Here is a 14,330-nt window from a genome sequence, read left to right on the forward strand (position 1 = left end):
CGCCCCCAGCGTCCGAGCCGGTTGCGCGCCCTTCGCGCGCAGAGGCGAGACAACGGCCTTGCGCGCCAGCGCCCATTCCGAAACCCGTCCGAGGAGCACCCAGATGCTGACCCTCCCCACCGCCGAGGCGCGGCTGGAACCCTACCGCCTCACCGGCGCCCCCCTGCTTCCGCGCGCGCCCCGCATCCCGCTCACCCGCACCGCCTTCGCCGCCGCCCATGTCGTCTCCGACCCCCTGCGCGAGCGCAACCCCTGGGACAGCCGCCCCGCCGTGGACTGGGAGACGACGCTGGCCTTCCGCAGCCGGCTCTGGGACCAGGGCCTGCACCTGGCCGAGGCGATGGACACCGCCCAACGCGGCATGGGGGTCGACTGGGCCACGGCGCTGGAGCTGATCCGGCGCACCCTGCGCGCGGCGAAAGACCATCCGATGCGCCCCCGCGTGGCCTGCGGCGTCGGGACGGATCACAAGACGGGCCTCGCCACCCCCGAGGCCATCCTCGCGGCCTACACCGACCAGGCCGAGGCGATCGAGGCGGCGGGCGGCCAGCTCATCCTCATGGCCTCGCGCGCCTTCACCGCCATCGGGGCCGGGCCCGCCACCTACCGCCAGGTCTACCGCCGCCTGATCGACCAGGCCGCGCAGCCGGTGATCCTGCACTGGCTCGGCGCGATGTTCGACCCCGCGCTCACCGGCTACTGGGGCAGCGCGGACCTGGCCCAGGCCTCCGATTTCGTCCTCCAGCTCATCGCCGAGAACCCGGCCAAGGTGGACGGCATCAAGATTTCCCTGCTGGATCGGCGGCATGAGGAACAGTTCCGCGCCCGCCTTCCCGAGGGCGTCCGGCTCTACACCGGCGACGACTTCAACTACGCCCCCCTGATCGAGGGCGACGGAACCCGCCATTCCCACGCGCTTCTCGGCATCTTCGCCGCCATCGCCCCCGCCGCCAGCCAGGCCCTCGAAGCCCTCGCGCAAGGCGACAGCGCGACCTACCACCGCCTTCTCGCCCCGACCGTCCCCCTCAGCCGCGAGATCTTCCGCGCGCCCACCCGGTTCTACAAGGCCGGGATCGCGTTTCTTGCGTGGCTGAACGGCCACCAGCGGCATTTCATCATGCCGGCGGGCTTTCAATCCAGCCGCGACATCACCCATTATGCCCAGGTGTTCCGCCTGGCCGACCAGGCGGGCCTGCTTGCCCGTCCCGACCTGGCCGAAACCCGGATGAAGACCCTTCTCGCCCTGCACGGCATCGATTCCTGAGCCATGGAAAAGCGGCCGACGATCATCGACGTGGCGACCCGGGCCGGGGTGTCGAAATCGACCGTAAGCCTGGTGCTGCAGAACAGCCCGCTGGTGCGCGAGGAGACGCGGCAGGACGTGCGCCGCGCGATGGCCGAGCTCGGCTATGTCTACAACCGCGCCGCCGCCACGCTGCGCCAGGCCAATGCCGGGCTGATCGGGCTGGTGATCAACGACCTGCGCAACCCGTTCTTCACCGAATTCGCCACCTCGCTGCAGATGGCGCTTTCGGCGGCGGGCTATGCCACCGTCATCGCCAACACCGACGAGGACCCCGCGCTTCAGGCCCAGGTGGTGGGGGCGATGCTGGAACATGGCGTCTCGGCCCTGATCGTCTCGCCCGCCTATGGCGACGAGGACCGGACCTTCGACGCCATCGCCCGTGCCAATGTCCCCGCGCTGCAGGTCCTGCGCCAGGTGGTCCCCACCGGCCGCTTCCCCTTCGCCGCGCCGGACTATCCCGCCGGCAGCCGCCTTGCGACCGAGCATCTTCTGGCCCAGGGCGCGCGGCGGATCGCCTTCGTCGGCGGGATCGCGGGCCGCGCCGTCACCGACTTGCGCATGTCGGGCTACCTCGCCGCCCTGGCCGGGTGCGGCCTGCCACCCCTGCACCTGCCCGGCCGCCCGGGCCGCGCCTTCGGCCGCGAGGCCGCGCGCCAGCTGGCGGCCCGGCATCCCTCCGTCGATGCCGTCCTCTGCTTCAACGATCTCACCGCGCTCGGCCTGCTCACCGGCTGCGCCGAGCTTGGCCGCCCGGTCGGTCAGGAACTGAAGATCGTCGGCTTCGACGACATCGAGGATTGCGCGCAAAGCTTTCCTGCGCTCAGCTCGGTACGCTGCGACATTGCGGGATTCGGTCGGGAAATGGCGAAAACGGTGCTGACCTGGCTGGAAAAGGACCAGCGCCCGCCGCCGGAAACCATTACACCCGTGACCCTGATCCCCCGCGCCTCCAGCCAGGTTCCATGATCCCAGATCCCGCCGCCTTTCTTCGCCAGCTCTTCGACCGCGCGGTCGAGGTCGCCGATCCGATGCGTTCGCTGGCCGGTTTCCTGCCGGAAAAGCCCAAGGGCCGTGTGCTGGTCATCGGCGCGGGCAAGGCCTCGGCCCGCATGGCCGAGGCGGTCGAGGCCGCCTGGGGCCCCTGCGAGGGGCTGGTGATCACCCGCTACGGCTACGGCCGTCCCTGCCGGGGGATCGAGATCGTCGAGGCTGCCCATCCCGTCCCCGACGCGGCGGGGGTGGCGGCGACGGCGCGGATGCTGGCGCTCCTGAGGGGGCTGGAGGAGGGGGATTTCGTCCTCGCCCTGATCTCCGGCGGGGCCTCCGCGCTGCTCTGCGCCCCGGCCGAGGGGCTGACGCTAGCGGAAAAACAGCAGGTCAATGCCGCCCTCCTGGCCTCCGGGGCGCCGATCTCGGCGATGAATACCCTGCGCAAGCACCTCTCGCGGGTCAAGGGCGGCCAGCTTGCCGTGGCCGCCTGGCCCGCAAGGATGCTGGCGCTGATGATCTCGGACGTGCCGGGGGACGATCCGGCCTTGATCGGCTCGGGTCCGACGGTGGGCGATGCCACGACGCCGCAGGATGCCGCCGCCGTGCTGGACCGCTGGCATGTCCCGCTGCCCGAAGCCGCCCGCGCGGCGCTGGCGCGCTCGGGCGTCGTCGCGCCGGACGACCCGCGCCTTGCCCGCACCCGGAACGTGATCTACGCCGCCCCGGCGCAATCCCTCGCCGCCGCCGCCGACCTCGCCCGCGCCTCCTGCGAGGTGCGCCTTCTCGGCGACCGGCTCGAGGGCGAGGCGCGCGAGGTGGCGGCGGGGCAGGCCGCCATGGCCCTTGCGCTGGCCGGGGGGATGCGGCCGGGCGACCGGCCGGTCCTGCTCCTGTCCGGCGGCGAGCTGACCGTGACCCGCACCGGCGACGGGGTCGGGGGGCCGAACGCGGAATTCTGCCTCGCGCTCGCCCTGGCGCTGCGGGGGCATCCGCAGGTCCATGCCCTCGCCTGCGACACCGACGGCGTCGATGGCGCGGCCGAGGTGGCGGGCGCGCTGGTCGGACCCGCGACCCTTTCCACGCCGGGCGCGGCCGGGTCGCTGGCGCGGAACGACGCGCATGGCTTCTTCGCCCGTGCCGGGACGCAGGTCGTGACCGGGCCGACGCTGACCAATGTCAACGACTTCCGCGCCATCCTGATCCAGCCGCCGGTCTAAAGGACGCGGGGCAGGGTGAAGCGGGCCTCGAACCCCTGACCGCTGCCCCCGCGCGGCGAGGCCAGGTCCAGGCGGCCGCCGGACCGTTCGGCGATCGCGGCGACGATCGCGAGGCCCAGGCCGCTGCCGTCGGCGGTCGCGCCCGCGCGCTCGAAACGGTCGGTCAGGCGGGCCAGCGCCTCGGGCGGGACGGTCGGGCCGTCATTTGCGACGATCACCATGCCATCCCCCAGCGCGACATCGACCATTCCCTCGCCATGCCGCAGCGCGTTTTCCACCAGGTTGCGGAACAGGATCGCGAAAGTATCGGGGTCGAGGTCCGACAGCACCGGCGCCTCGGCCAGCACCAGCCGGATCCGGCCCGAGGCGCGCGAGAGGTCATCGGCCAGGAGCTGCGCCACCGGCCGCAGGTCGGCGGCCGCATCCCGCCGCAGCCGCCCGCCCTCGGCCCGGGCCAGCTGCATCAGCCGCTCCGACAGCCGCGTCAGCCGCTTCAGTCCCGCCTCGATCTCGCCCGCGCGGCTGCGGGCCGCAGGATCCGCCGTCTCGGCCTTCAGCCGCTGGACCTGCGCCAGGGCCCCGGCCAGCGGCGTGCGCAACTCGTGCGCGGCATTGGCGGCAAAGCTGCGCTCGGCCTCGAAGGCGGCGGAGAGCCGCGCGAGAAGTCCGTTCATCGCCTCGGCGACCGGCGCGATCTCGATCGGCAGGCCCCCGGCCGCCACCGGCCCCAGGTCGCGCGGCCCCCGCGCCGCCAGCCCCTCGCGGAAATGGCGCAGCGGCGCCAGGCTGGTGCGCAGCGCCAGCACGATGGCCAGGAAGGCCAGCGGCAGGACGATCAGCAGCGGCAGGCCCAGCCCCATCAGCAATTCCCGCGCGACGGCGGCGCGCTGGTCCAGCGGCTCGGCCACGGTGATGCGGATCGTGCCGCGCACCGCCTCGTCGCTGTAGAAGCGGTGCGTGGCGGACTGGGCAAAGCCGGTGCCCGTCCAGGCGGGGAACAGGGCGGGGTCGGCGGCGTGGGATTGCAGCAGGATCCGGCCCTGCTCGTCGCTGACGACATAGGTGAAATGCTCGCCATGTTCGCGGATCGCGGCGATCCGCTGGGTCAGCCCCTCGTTCTCGCGCTCCAGGATGTCGACCACGGCCAGCGGCAAAAGGCGCTGCGCAGTCTCCTGCAGGGCGGAATCGAAGACCTCCTCCATCTCCTGCCGGGCGGTGAAGGCGGTCAGGCTGGCTGCGGCAAGCCAGATCAGCCCCAGCGCCAGCCCCAGCCAGAGGCCCAGCCGCCCCTGCAGGCTCCGCGGTCCCCTCATCCCCGGCCCAGCCGGTAGCCGAGGCCGCGCTCGGTCTCGATCACCCCGGGGCCCAGCTTCTTGCGCAACCGGCTGACATGGACCTCGATCGTGTTGCTCTCGACTTCGGCCCCGAAGGCGTAGAGCTTGTCCTCGAGCTGCGCCTTCGACAGAAGCTGGCCGGGGCGGGAGAGGAAAGCCTCGAACAGCGCCCATTCCCGCGCGGTCAGGGTGACGGGGCGGCCCTCGCGGTGGACGCTGCGCGCGGCCAGGTCGATCTCCAGCGCGCCATGGCTGACGATCGGATTCGGATTGCCCGCATAGCGCCGTGCGACCGAGCCGATGCGGGCCGAAAGCTCGGCCAGGTCGAAGGGCTTGACCAGATAGTCGTCCGCGCCCGCGTTCAGCCCGTCGATCCGGTCGCTGACCTGGTCCAGCGCGGTCAGGATGATCACCGGCGTCACGTCGCCCTGCGCCCGCAGCCGGCGCAGGAAGGTCAGGCCCAGCCCGTCCGGCAGCATCAGGTCCAGCAGCACCAGGTCATAGCCCGTACCGCCAAGCGCGTCCGAGGCCGCATCCAGCCGCCGCACCCAGTCGACCGACTGGCCATCGGCCGCGATCTGGTCGCGCACGGCCGCGCCCAGGACGGTATCATCCTCGATCAGCAGGATCCGCATCGCGCTTGCCGTTCTCCCGTTCCTGGCCCATCCTTCGCCTGTCCCCCTGACGCGGAACTGAAGCCCCGCACTCCCGGCCTTCAGGCTGGCGTCAGCTTCGGGGCGCATCCGGGCCGGGTGGTCGTGGCGTGGAGTGTGCCGCATGCGAAAGACACTGACAATTCTTGCCTTTGCCGCAGCCCTTCCGGCCGGGACGGCGCTGGCCGACGATGACTGCTTCGTGCCGATGGCCGACTGGCAGCCGCGCTCGGCGGTCGAGGCCCTGGCGCTCGAGAAGGGCTGGACGGTGCGCCGGATCAAGATCGACGACGGCTGCTACGAGGTCGACGGCACCGATGCCGCCGGCAAGGCGATCGAGGTGAAGCTGCATCCAGGGACGCTTCAGCCCGTAGAATTCGAATACGAGGAGGAGAAGGAGCACGGGAAGGGCCGGGACAGGAAACCCGAAAGCGACTGACCCGTCCCGCATCCCCCGATACAGCCCCGCCCCGCCCGGCGGGGCTTTTTGCTTCCTGACGGCAAGCTGAAGCGGAAAGACCCGCCCCGTCAGGAACCGCTCAGGTCCGCAGGCCAGACCGCTGGCACCTGAACAGCGGAGATCCTGCGATGAAGCCCCGTCTTGCCTTTCTCATCACCACCAGCGCCCTGACGCTGGCACTCGGCCTGCCCACGCTGGCCGCGATCCGTGCGGCCGAAGGCTGCGCCCCCGCCCTCTGCGCGGCCCCCGCCGACGGGACTGCTGCCCCCCTGATCCAGGTCGATGACGATCACAAGCGCGGCTGGATCCGCCTCTGGCGCGGCGGGCACGACGATGACGATGACGATGACGATGACGATGACGATGACGATGACGATGACGATTGCGACGACGACGATGACGACGACGATTGCCGCCGCGGCCGGGGCGGCAAGGGCAATCCCGCGCCCGCAGGCACCGTCGCCCCGCCCGCGAACGGGCTTTTCGGCAATGGCACGCCGCCCAAGGCCGTGACGAACTGAGGCCCCGAAGAAAGGAAGACCCGATGAAATCCCTGCTCTCTGCCCTTGCGCTGACCACCGCCCTGACCGTTCCCGGCCTTGCCCTGGCCCGGCCGGTGACGCTCAGCACCACGCTGACCGGCTATGGCGGCGACGGCGCCTATCTCGCGCTTTACGTCACCGATGCCTCGGGTGCCTATGTCGGCAGCCTCTGGATGGCTGGCGGCAAGTCGAAATACTATACCCATCTCAGCGACTGGTACGCCGCGACCGGCGGCGATCCGGCGCAGATCGACGGCATCACCGGCGCCAGCGTCGGCGCGGGCCGGACGCTGGAGATCACGCTCGACCTTGCCGATGCGCTGTTCGATGCGGGCTACACGCTCCACATCGACGCCGCGGTCGAGGAGATGCGCGACAGCCCGAACGAGATCGCCGTCCCCCTGACCACCGCGGGCATGGGCCAGCCGGTCAAGGGCCGGCGCTACATCGCCAGCTTCACCTACAAGTAAGGGGGGTCGCATGATCCGCGCGGCGCATCGCTGGCCGGGGCTCGCGGCCCTGGTCCTCGTCCTTCTCCTCGCGCTCAGCGGGGCGGCGCTTTCGGTCTTTCCGGCGGCCGAGCGCCTGGCCTCGCCCCAGGCCCCGGCCGGGCAGAGCGTGGCCGAACTGGCCGCGCTGGTGGCCGCCAGCCATCCCGGACTGGAGCAGATCCGCCGCGCGCCTTCCGGCAGGATCACCGCCTGGTGGTTCGACGACGGCACCCCCGGATCGGCCGTGATCGACCCCGCGACCGGGGCGGATGTGGCGCTTGCCGATCCCAACCGGGTCGAGCGGTGGCTGACCGGGCTGCACCGCTCGCTTTTCCTGGGCGATGCCGGGCGGCTGGCGATGGCGGCGGGGGCGGCGGCGCTTCTGGTGCTGGCGGGCTCCGGCGCGGCGCTGGTCGCGCGGCGCACGGGCGGCTGGCGGCGCTGGTTCGCCCCGCTGCGCGGCCCCTTCGCCGGGCGCCTGCATGTCGAGATCGCGCGCCTTGCGATGCCGGGCCTCGTCCTCTCGGCGCTGACGGCGCTGTGGATGACGGCCTCGACCTTCGGCCTCCTGCCCGACGGCGTGGTGGAGCCGGCCCGGACCACCGCCGCCAGCGGGCTGACCGGCCTGCCGCTGACCGAAATGGAGGCGCTGCGCCAGACCCCCGTCACCAGCCTGCGCGACCTCGGCTTCCCCCTGGCCGGTGATCCGCAGGACGTCTTCACCCTGCACAGCGACCAGGGCAGCGCCGTGATCGACCAGGGCACCGGCGCGGTGCTGGGCTGGTCCAGGCCCGGCGCCTGGCAGCAGGCCTCGGGGATCATCGCCATGCTGCATACCGGCCGGGGGGCGGCGGTGCTGGGGCTCATCCTCGGCCTGATGGCGCTGGCGGTGCCGGTCCTGGGTGCGACCGGAACCCTCATCTGGGCTTCGGGACGGCGCGGACGGGTCCGGGGCAACGACCCCGCCGCGCGCGCCGCGACCGTGATCCTCGTCGGCTCGGAGGGAGGCAGCACCTGGGGCTTCGCCGCCACCCTGGCGCAGACCCTGCGCGCGGCCGGGGAAAGCGTCCACGTCGCCCCCATGTCCGGCTTCGACCCCGCCCGCCATGCCAGGGCCCTGCGCTACCTGATCCTGGCCGCCACCTATGGCGAAGGCGGCGCCCCCGCCTCGGCGCGCGGCTTCCTCGACCGGCTCGCCCGGCTGAAATCGGCCCCGAAGGCCCCCTTCGCGCTTCTCGGCTTCGGCGACCGCAGCTTTCCGGCCTATTGCGCCTATTCCGACGCGATCGAGGCCGCCGCGCGCGCGAAGGGTTGGGCGATGCTCCTGCCCTCCGACACCGTGGACCGCCAGTCGCCGCAGGATTTCGCCCGCTGGGGCGCCGCTCTGGGCGCGGCGCTGGGCCTGCCCCTGACGCTGGCCCACCAGCCGCAGCCGCCGAAGGCCGATGCGCTGACCCTGCTGCAACGCCGCGACCACGGGGCCGAGGTTCAGGCCCCGACCGCGATCCTGCGCTTTGCCCTGCCGCGCGCCGGCCTCTGGGCGCGGCTGACCGGGCAGGGCTTCGCGCGCTTTCAGGCCGGCGACCTCCTCGGCATCCTGCCCGAAGGCTCGGACGTGCCACGCTTCTACTCGCTGGCCTCCGGCGCGCGGGACGGCTTTGTCGAGATCGTGGTACGCAAATATCCCGGCGGCCTCGCCTCGGGCCAGCTTCTGGCGCTGCACCCCGGCGAGAAGGTCCAGGCCTTCCTGCGCCGCAATCCCGGCTTCCACCCCGCGCGCGACCGGGCCGGGCTGATCCTGATCGGGGCCGGAACCGGCATCGGCCCGCTGGCCGGTTTCATCCGCGCCAACGGCCGCCGCCGTCCGATCCACCTCGTCTTCGGTTTCCGCCATCCCGACAGCGACTTCCTCTACCGGGACGAGCTTGCCGGCTGGCAGCGCGAGGGCCGGCTTTCCCGCCTCACCACCGCCGTCTCGCGCGGGGCAAGGCCGCACTACGTCCAGGACGCGCTGCGCCTCCAGGCCGCCGAACTGGCCGATTCCATCGCCAGGGGCGCGCGGATCATGGTCTGCGGCGGGCGCGAAATGGCCCGTGGCGTGGCCGAGGCACTGGAGGAGATCCTGGCCCCCGTGGGCCTCAGCCCCGCGCTCCTGAAGGCAGAGGGACGCTATGCCGAAGACGTCTATTGACCCCGGCCTCGCCCGCCACGCGCTGAACGGTCCGACCATGGGCACCCGCTGGTCGGCGCTGTTCTTCGCGCCGCCCGGCCTCGACCCCGCGCCGGTGCGGAAGGCGCTTCAGGCGGCGGTGGGGGCGGTGGATGCGCAGATGTCCACCTGGCGGTCCGACAGCGACCTGATGCGCCTGAACCGGATGCCGGTCGGGGAATGGGCAAGCCTCGCCCCCGACCTGGCGCGCGTCCTGGCGCTGGGGCTGGCCATCGGCCGGGCCTCGGGCGGGGCCTTCGACATCGGCCAGGGCGACGCGGTCCGCGCCTGGGGCTTCGGCCCCGACCCGGCCGACCCGCGGGCGATCCGCGCCGCCCTCGCCGTCCCCCGCACCCCCGCGCATGAGCGGCTGGAGCTTGACGGCAGCCGCCTGCGCAAGACCGCTCCGATCGCGCTCGATCTCAATGGCATCGCCAAGGGCCACGGCACCGACCGGCTGGCCGAGGTGCTGCTTGCCCATGGCATCACCGACGCGCTCGTCGGCATCGACGGCGAGATGCGCGCTCTCGGGCTGCGCCCCGACGGCCAGCCCTGGATCCTCGCGGTCGAGGCGCCGGACCCGGAACGCCGCGCGCCGCAGTCGGTCCTCGCGCTGCAGGACGCGGCGGCTGCGACCTCGGGCGACTACCGGCATTGGGTCACGGTCGGCGATCGCCGCCTGTCGCATACGATGGACCCCGCCCGCGGCGCACCGCTGCCCGCCCCGCCCGCCTCGGTCACCGTGGTCGCCCCCACCTGCGCCGAGGCCGACGCCTGGGCCACCGCGCTGATGGTCGCGGGCCCCCAGGTCGGCGCCGACCTCGCCGCCAGGGCCGGGCTCGACGCACTCTACCTCCTGCGCGGGCCGGACGGCGCGATTCGGCCGCTGCCCCTCGGCCGCCTCTTTGCGGCCTGACCGCCCCCTGCGACGATCTGTCCATCGACACTCCCCGCCATCCATGTTCCGATTTCGCCGACGATTGATCCGAGGGATGCCCATGTCCTCACGCGAACACCTGCCCCTGGTCTATTCCTGCTCCGGCTGCTCGAGCGCGGCGCAGATGGCGAACCATCTCGCCATCGCGCTGGACCGGCGCGGCCTGGCCGAGATGTCCTGCATCGCCGGTGTCGGCGGCGACGTGCCGAAACTGGTGCGCCTGGCCAAGTCCGGCCGCCGCATCATCGGCATCGACGGCTGCGCGCTGGCCTGCGTGCGCAACTGCCTGGCCCGGCACGGCGTCCAGCCCGACGACTACCACCTGCTGTCCGACCACGGCGTGCGCAAGCGTTACCAGTCCGATTTCGACACCGCCGAGGCCGAGCGCGTCCTCTCCGAAATGGCCGCCGCGCTGCAACCCGCGCCCGCCGCCGCAAGCTGACCGCGCCCTCGCATCGCGCCGCCTCCTGCGCCATATCCGGCGCTTCCCGCGCCTCCGGCGCGGCAGGACTGGGTCGGGGGCAGGAATGCGGGCTGAAACCGGAATGGGGAAGGATCAGGTCGCATCGCCTGTCCGTGGCGCCATGATGGACTGTGTGTTGACGGACACCGTGTGCAGCGGGTGTTCATGATTTGATGCAATGTCTCGCGCTCCTCAGCCCACCGTCGGCTCCCGGACCAGGACGAGCCGAACCACTCGGAGATCGGCTCCGCTTCTCGGTCAATTTTGGATCGCTACTTGGGCAAGCGGGGATGGATTTGCCACTGCCTTTGGTCTAGTTTCCGATCCATGAAGCGGCTGGAACGCAAGAATGTCCTGATCACTGGCGGGGCCAAGGGGGCCGGCGCGGCCAGTGTGCGGCTCTTCGCGCAGGAAGGCGCGCGGATCATGATCGCCGACCGCGACGGCGAGGCGGCGCGGCAGCTGGCCGAGGAACTGGTCGAGGCCGGGCACGAGGTCGATTGGGTCCATGCCGATGTCTCGCTGGTCGAGGGCGCCCGCAGCGCCTTTCAGGCCGCGAGCGACCGGCTGGGCCGGATCGACGTGCTGTTCAACCATGCGGGCATCATCCTGGTGAAACCCTTCCTCGACTGCACGCTCGAGGAATGGGACGAGCTGATGGACAACAACGCCAAGTCGGCCTTCCTGATGACCCGCCTCGTGCTGCCGCAGATGCTGGAACGCGGCAAGGGCACCCTGGTCTTCACCTCCACCACCGGGGTGCGGGCGGCGACGCATCTCGAGGCGCTTTACTGTGCGTCCAAGGCGGCGATGCATCAGCTGGCCCGGGCGCTGGCGGTGGAATACCGCGACCAGGGCATCCGCTGCAACCTGATCTGCCCCAGCTTCGTGCGCACCCGGCATGGCGAGCACGAGATCGCGCAACTGCGCAGCTATGGGGTGCTGGCCTCGGAAAGCGATGTGAACGTGATGCAGGGCCGGATCTGCGAACCCGAGGAAGTGGCCGAGGTGGCGCTGTTCCTGGCCTCCGACGCGTCAAGCTTCGTCAACGGGGCCGAGATCTTCGTCGACAACACCTTCACGGCGGTCTAGGCCGTGCTCTGGGGCCTGCGTCCGCTTGAACCCAAGGCCGCGCACGGCCTTGCCGTGGACCTGCTGCAACGCCAGATCCATTCCGGCCTGCTCTTGCCGGACGAACGCCTGCCCGCCGAACGCCAGCTGTCCGACCAGTTCGGCATCAGCCGCGTCACCCTGCGCGAGGCGCTGCGGGTGCTGGAGACGAACCGCTACATCTCTGTGCGTCGCGGGGCGCAGGGCGGGGCCTTCGTCTCGGATGCCGACCGGCTGGGCCAGATGGCGCGGCGGCGCATCGCGCGCGCGCCCGCGGCCTCGATGCGGGTGGTGGAATATCTGGTGGTGAACCAGAGCGCCGCCGCCCGCTTTGCCGCCCTGCGCCGCGGCCCGGCCGACCTGAAGAAGATGCGCGAGGCGCTGGCCCTGATGCGCGATGCGCCCGATGCCGCCCGCCGCAAGCAGGCCGAGACGCTGTTCCTGCTGGCCGTGGCCGATAGCGCGCAGAATCCGCTGCTGTCGCGCGGGGTAGAGGACGCCATTGCCGAACTGTTCCTGCCCTTCGAGACCGCACCCGAGGACGGGTCGGTCACGGCTGCCCTTGCCGCCTACCAGGCCCTGCTGGCGGCGCTGGAGGCCGAAAGCCCCGGAGATGCCGACCGGGCGATGGAGATGGTGAACGCCCGGTTCTGGGGCGCCATCCGCCAGATCACCCGTTCCGCCGCCTGAAACGCCATTCCCCCGCACGGAAATGCCTTGACAGACTCGGTCTCGCCCTATTGGTATGAAGGACATACCATTAAACCAATGGGGCCGGAATGAACATTGATGCCAAAGCCCTGACCCGGGCACCGCTGGCGGGACGGCTGGACGGACGCACCGCGATCATCACCGGGGGCGCGAACGGCATGGGCCTCGCCGCCGTGCGCATGTTCGCCGAGGCGGGCGCCAAGGTCGCCATCCTCGACATCGCCGCCACGGCGGGGCGGGCCGCCGAGGCGGAGCTGACCGCCCAGGGCCACAAGGTCATGTTCATCGAGACCGACGTCACCCGCTCCGAGGCCGTGCGCGCCGCGCTGGCGCAGGTCAACGCCAAATGGGGGCCGGTGGACACGCTCTTCAGCCATGCCGGCACCATCATCGTGAAGCCGCTGCATGACTCCACCGACGAGGACTACGACCGGCTGATGGCGATCAACGTCCGGTCCTCCTTCATCGTCTGCCGCGAGGTGGTGGCCCAGATGCGCCAGAACGGCGGCGGCTCCATCGTCATCACCTCCTCCATCGGCGGCGAGAAGGGCTTCGCGCTGGAAAGCATCTACTGCATGTCGAAGGGCGCGGTGCTGCAACTCGCGCGCTCCATCGCCATCGAATACCGCGACCAGGGCATCCGCGCCAACGCGGTCTGCCCGGCCTTCGTCAAGACCGCCCACGGCCTGCGCGAGATCGAGGAACTCGACGGGCTGGGGCAGAACTGGAACGAGGCCGACCTGCACGCCGTGCAGGGCCGGCTGTGCGAGCCGGAAGAGGTGGCCGCCGCCGCGCTGTGGCTGGCCTCGGACGAGGCGAGCTTCGTCAACGGAACCGCGCTTTACGTCGACAACGGCTGGTATGCCAAGGGCTGAGGCCCCGGGCGCCAGAAACAAGAGGGAGGAAGACCATGAAGACCATTCTCGCCACGGCCGCGGCCGCCGGTGTCGCGCTGAGCGCCCCGGCCATGGCCTTCGAGCCGGAATCGGACCAGACCATCAAGCTGATGCAGGCCGACTGGACCTCGATGCTGGTCAATACCGAGATTCTGAACATCATCCTGTCGACCTACGGCTATGACGTCGAGAAGGTTATCGCCGACGACAGCGCCCGCTATCCGGGGTTCGAGACCGGCGACCTGACCATGGCGGTCGAGACCTGGCAGACCACGCAGGACAAGGCCTTCAACGCCTCGGTCGGCACCGGCAAGGTGCTGGACATGGGCGAGCTTGGCCCCCATGCCCGCGAGGACTGGTGGTATCCGGCCTATATGGCCGACCTCTGCCCCGGCCTGCCGAACTGGGAGGCACTGAAATCCTGCGCCGAGGCCTTCTCCGCCCCCGAGACCGCGCCGAAGGGCCGCTATCTGGGCGCGCCGGTCAGCTGGGGCGGCTTCGACGAGGAGCGGATCGAGGCGCTGGACCTGCCGTTCGAGGTGGTCCATGCTGGCACCGACGCCGCGATGTTCGCCGAACTGCAATCGGCCTACGAGCGCAAGGCGCCGATCCTGCTCTGGGTCTACACGCCGCATTGGGCCCCCTCGGTCTTCGAAGGCTCCTTCGTCGAATTCCCGGCCTATGAAGAGGCCTGCTACAGCGATCCGGCCTGGGGCCTGAACCCCGACAAGGCCTATGATTGCGGCAAGCCGCAGGGCTGGATCAAGAAGATGGCCTGGGCGGAGGGCGAGAAGGTCTGGCCCTGCGCCTATGAGATCCTGCGCAACTTCACCATGGACGGGGATGAGGTCGGCAACCTGGTCTACAAGGTCGATGTCGAGGGCCAGACGGTCGAGGACGTGGCCATGGCCTGGGCGACCGAGAACGAGGCCAGGTGGCGCGAATGGGCGACCTGCGCCGCCAACTGACGCAACCTGGCCGGGGAGGGGCCGGAGTCCGGCCCTTCCCGCA

The 14,330-nt window shown here is 71.3% G+C and carries 15 protein-coding genes; 13 read left to right on the top strand and 2 right to left on the bottom strand.

Going from position 1 to position 14,330, the window contains the following annotated elements:
- Positions 1–103: 103 nt before the first annotated feature.
- From I7S92_RS06580 to I7S92_RS06590, 3 genes are read left to right on the top strand one after another with little or no spacing between them, the layout of a single operon-like run.
- On the top strand, positions 104–1,264 hold the full coding sequence (locus I7S92_RS06580; RefSeq protein WP_197642700.1) for a dihydrodipicolinate synthase family protein: 1,161 nt from the start codon (positions 104–106) through the stop codon (positions 1,262–1,264).
- A gap of 3 nt (positions 1,265–1,267) precedes the next feature.
- On the top strand, positions 1,268–2,272 hold the full coding sequence (locus I7S92_RS06585; protein WP_197642701.1) for a LacI family DNA-binding transcriptional regulator: 1,005 nt from the start codon (positions 1,268–1,270) through the stop codon (positions 2,270–2,272).
- A complete protein-coding gene (locus tag I7S92_RS06590; protein WP_197642702.1) occupies positions 2,269–3,513 on the top strand; it encodes a glycerate kinase type-2 family protein in 1,245 nt (414 codons plus the stop codon). Before I7S92_RS06585 ends, I7S92_RS06590 begins: the two co-directional genes overlap by 4 nt.
- Here I7S92_RS06590 and I7S92_RS06595 read toward each other — a convergent pair.
- Positions 3,510–4,826 carry an ATP-binding protein gene (locus I7S92_RS06595; protein ID WP_197642703.1) on the bottom strand — a complete coding sequence of 439 codons (1,317 nt, stop codon included), beginning with the start codon at positions 4,824–4,826 and terminating at the stop codon, positions 3,510–3,512. The two genes, I7S92_RS06590 and I7S92_RS06595, sit on opposite strands and share 4 nt — an antisense overlap.
- Complete coding sequence (locus I7S92_RS06600) at positions 4,823–5,482, bottom strand: response regulator transcription factor (protein WP_197642704.1); 660 nt, start codon at positions 5,480–5,482, stop codon at positions 4,823–4,825. Before I7S92_RS06600 ends, I7S92_RS06595 begins: the two co-directional genes overlap by 4 nt.
- A 142-nt stretch (positions 5,483–5,624) precedes the next feature.
- On the opposite strand from I7S92_RS06600, the gene I7S92_RS06605 reads away from it, so the two are divergent.
- From I7S92_RS06605 to I7S92_RS06650, 10 genes are all read left to right on the top strand, one after another.
- Complete coding sequence (locus tag I7S92_RS06605; RefSeq protein WP_197642705.1) at positions 5,625–5,939, top strand: PepSY domain-containing protein; 315 nt, start codon at positions 5,625–5,627, stop codon at positions 5,937–5,939.
- A gap of 149 nt (positions 5,940–6,088) precedes the next feature.
- On the top strand, positions 6,089–6,481 hold the full coding sequence (locus tag I7S92_RS06610; protein WP_197642706.1) for a hypothetical protein: 393 nt from the start codon (positions 6,089–6,091) through the stop codon (positions 6,479–6,481).
- A 23-nt stretch (positions 6,482–6,504) separates the two neighbouring features.
- The gene (locus tag I7S92_RS06615; RefSeq protein ID WP_197642707.1) at positions 6,505–6,972 is read left to right on the top strand and encodes a DUF2271 domain-containing protein; all 468 of its coding nucleotides are present in this window, start codon (positions 6,505–6,507) and stop codon (positions 6,970–6,972) included.
- Positions 6,973–6,982: 10 nt separating this feature from the next.
- Complete coding sequence (locus I7S92_RS06620; protein ID WP_197642708.1) at positions 6,983–9,184, top strand: PepSY domain-containing protein; 2,202 nt, start codon at positions 6,983–6,985, stop codon at positions 9,182–9,184.
- Positions 9,165–10,118, top strand: a complete 954-nt coding sequence (locus I7S92_RS06625; protein ID WP_197642709.1) for an FAD:protein FMN transferase — start codon at positions 9,165–9,167, stop codon at positions 10,116–10,118. Before I7S92_RS06620 ends, I7S92_RS06625 begins: the two co-directional genes overlap by 20 nt.
- 82 nt (positions 10,119–10,200) lie before the next feature.
- On the top strand, positions 10,201–10,581 hold the full coding sequence (locus tag I7S92_RS06630) for a putative zinc-binding protein (RefSeq protein ID WP_197642710.1): 381 nt from the start codon (positions 10,201–10,203) through the stop codon (positions 10,579–10,581).
- A 348-nt stretch (positions 10,582–10,929) separates the two neighbouring features.
- Positions 10,930–11,694 (top strand): SDR family NAD(P)-dependent oxidoreductase, encoded by a 765-nt coding sequence (locus I7S92_RS06635; protein WP_197642711.1) that lies wholly within the window; start codon positions 10,930–10,932, stop codon positions 11,692–11,694.
- A gap of 3 nt (positions 11,695–11,697) precedes the next feature.
- On the top strand, positions 11,698–12,402 hold the full coding sequence (locus I7S92_RS06640; protein ID WP_197642712.1) for a FadR/GntR family transcriptional regulator: 705 nt from the start codon (positions 11,698–11,700) through the stop codon (positions 12,400–12,402).
- Between the two features lie 89 nt (positions 12,403–12,491).
- On the top strand, positions 12,492–13,298 hold the full coding sequence (locus I7S92_RS06645; RefSeq protein ID WP_197642713.1) for an SDR family NAD(P)-dependent oxidoreductase: 807 nt from the start codon (positions 12,492–12,494) through the stop codon (positions 13,296–13,298).
- 35 nt (positions 13,299–13,333) lie between these two features.
- Positions 13,334–14,287 carry an ABC transporter substrate-binding protein gene (locus tag I7S92_RS06650; protein ID WP_197642714.1) on the top strand — a complete coding sequence of 318 codons (954 nt, stop codon included), beginning with the start codon at positions 13,334–13,336 and terminating at the stop codon, positions 14,285–14,287.
- Positions 14,288–14,330: the final 43 nt, after the last annotated feature.

The organism is Tabrizicola soli (assembly GCF_015999335.1).
GTDB lineage: Bacteria > Pseudomonadota > Alphaproteobacteria > Rhodobacterales > Rhodobacteraceae > Tabrizicola > Tabrizicola soli.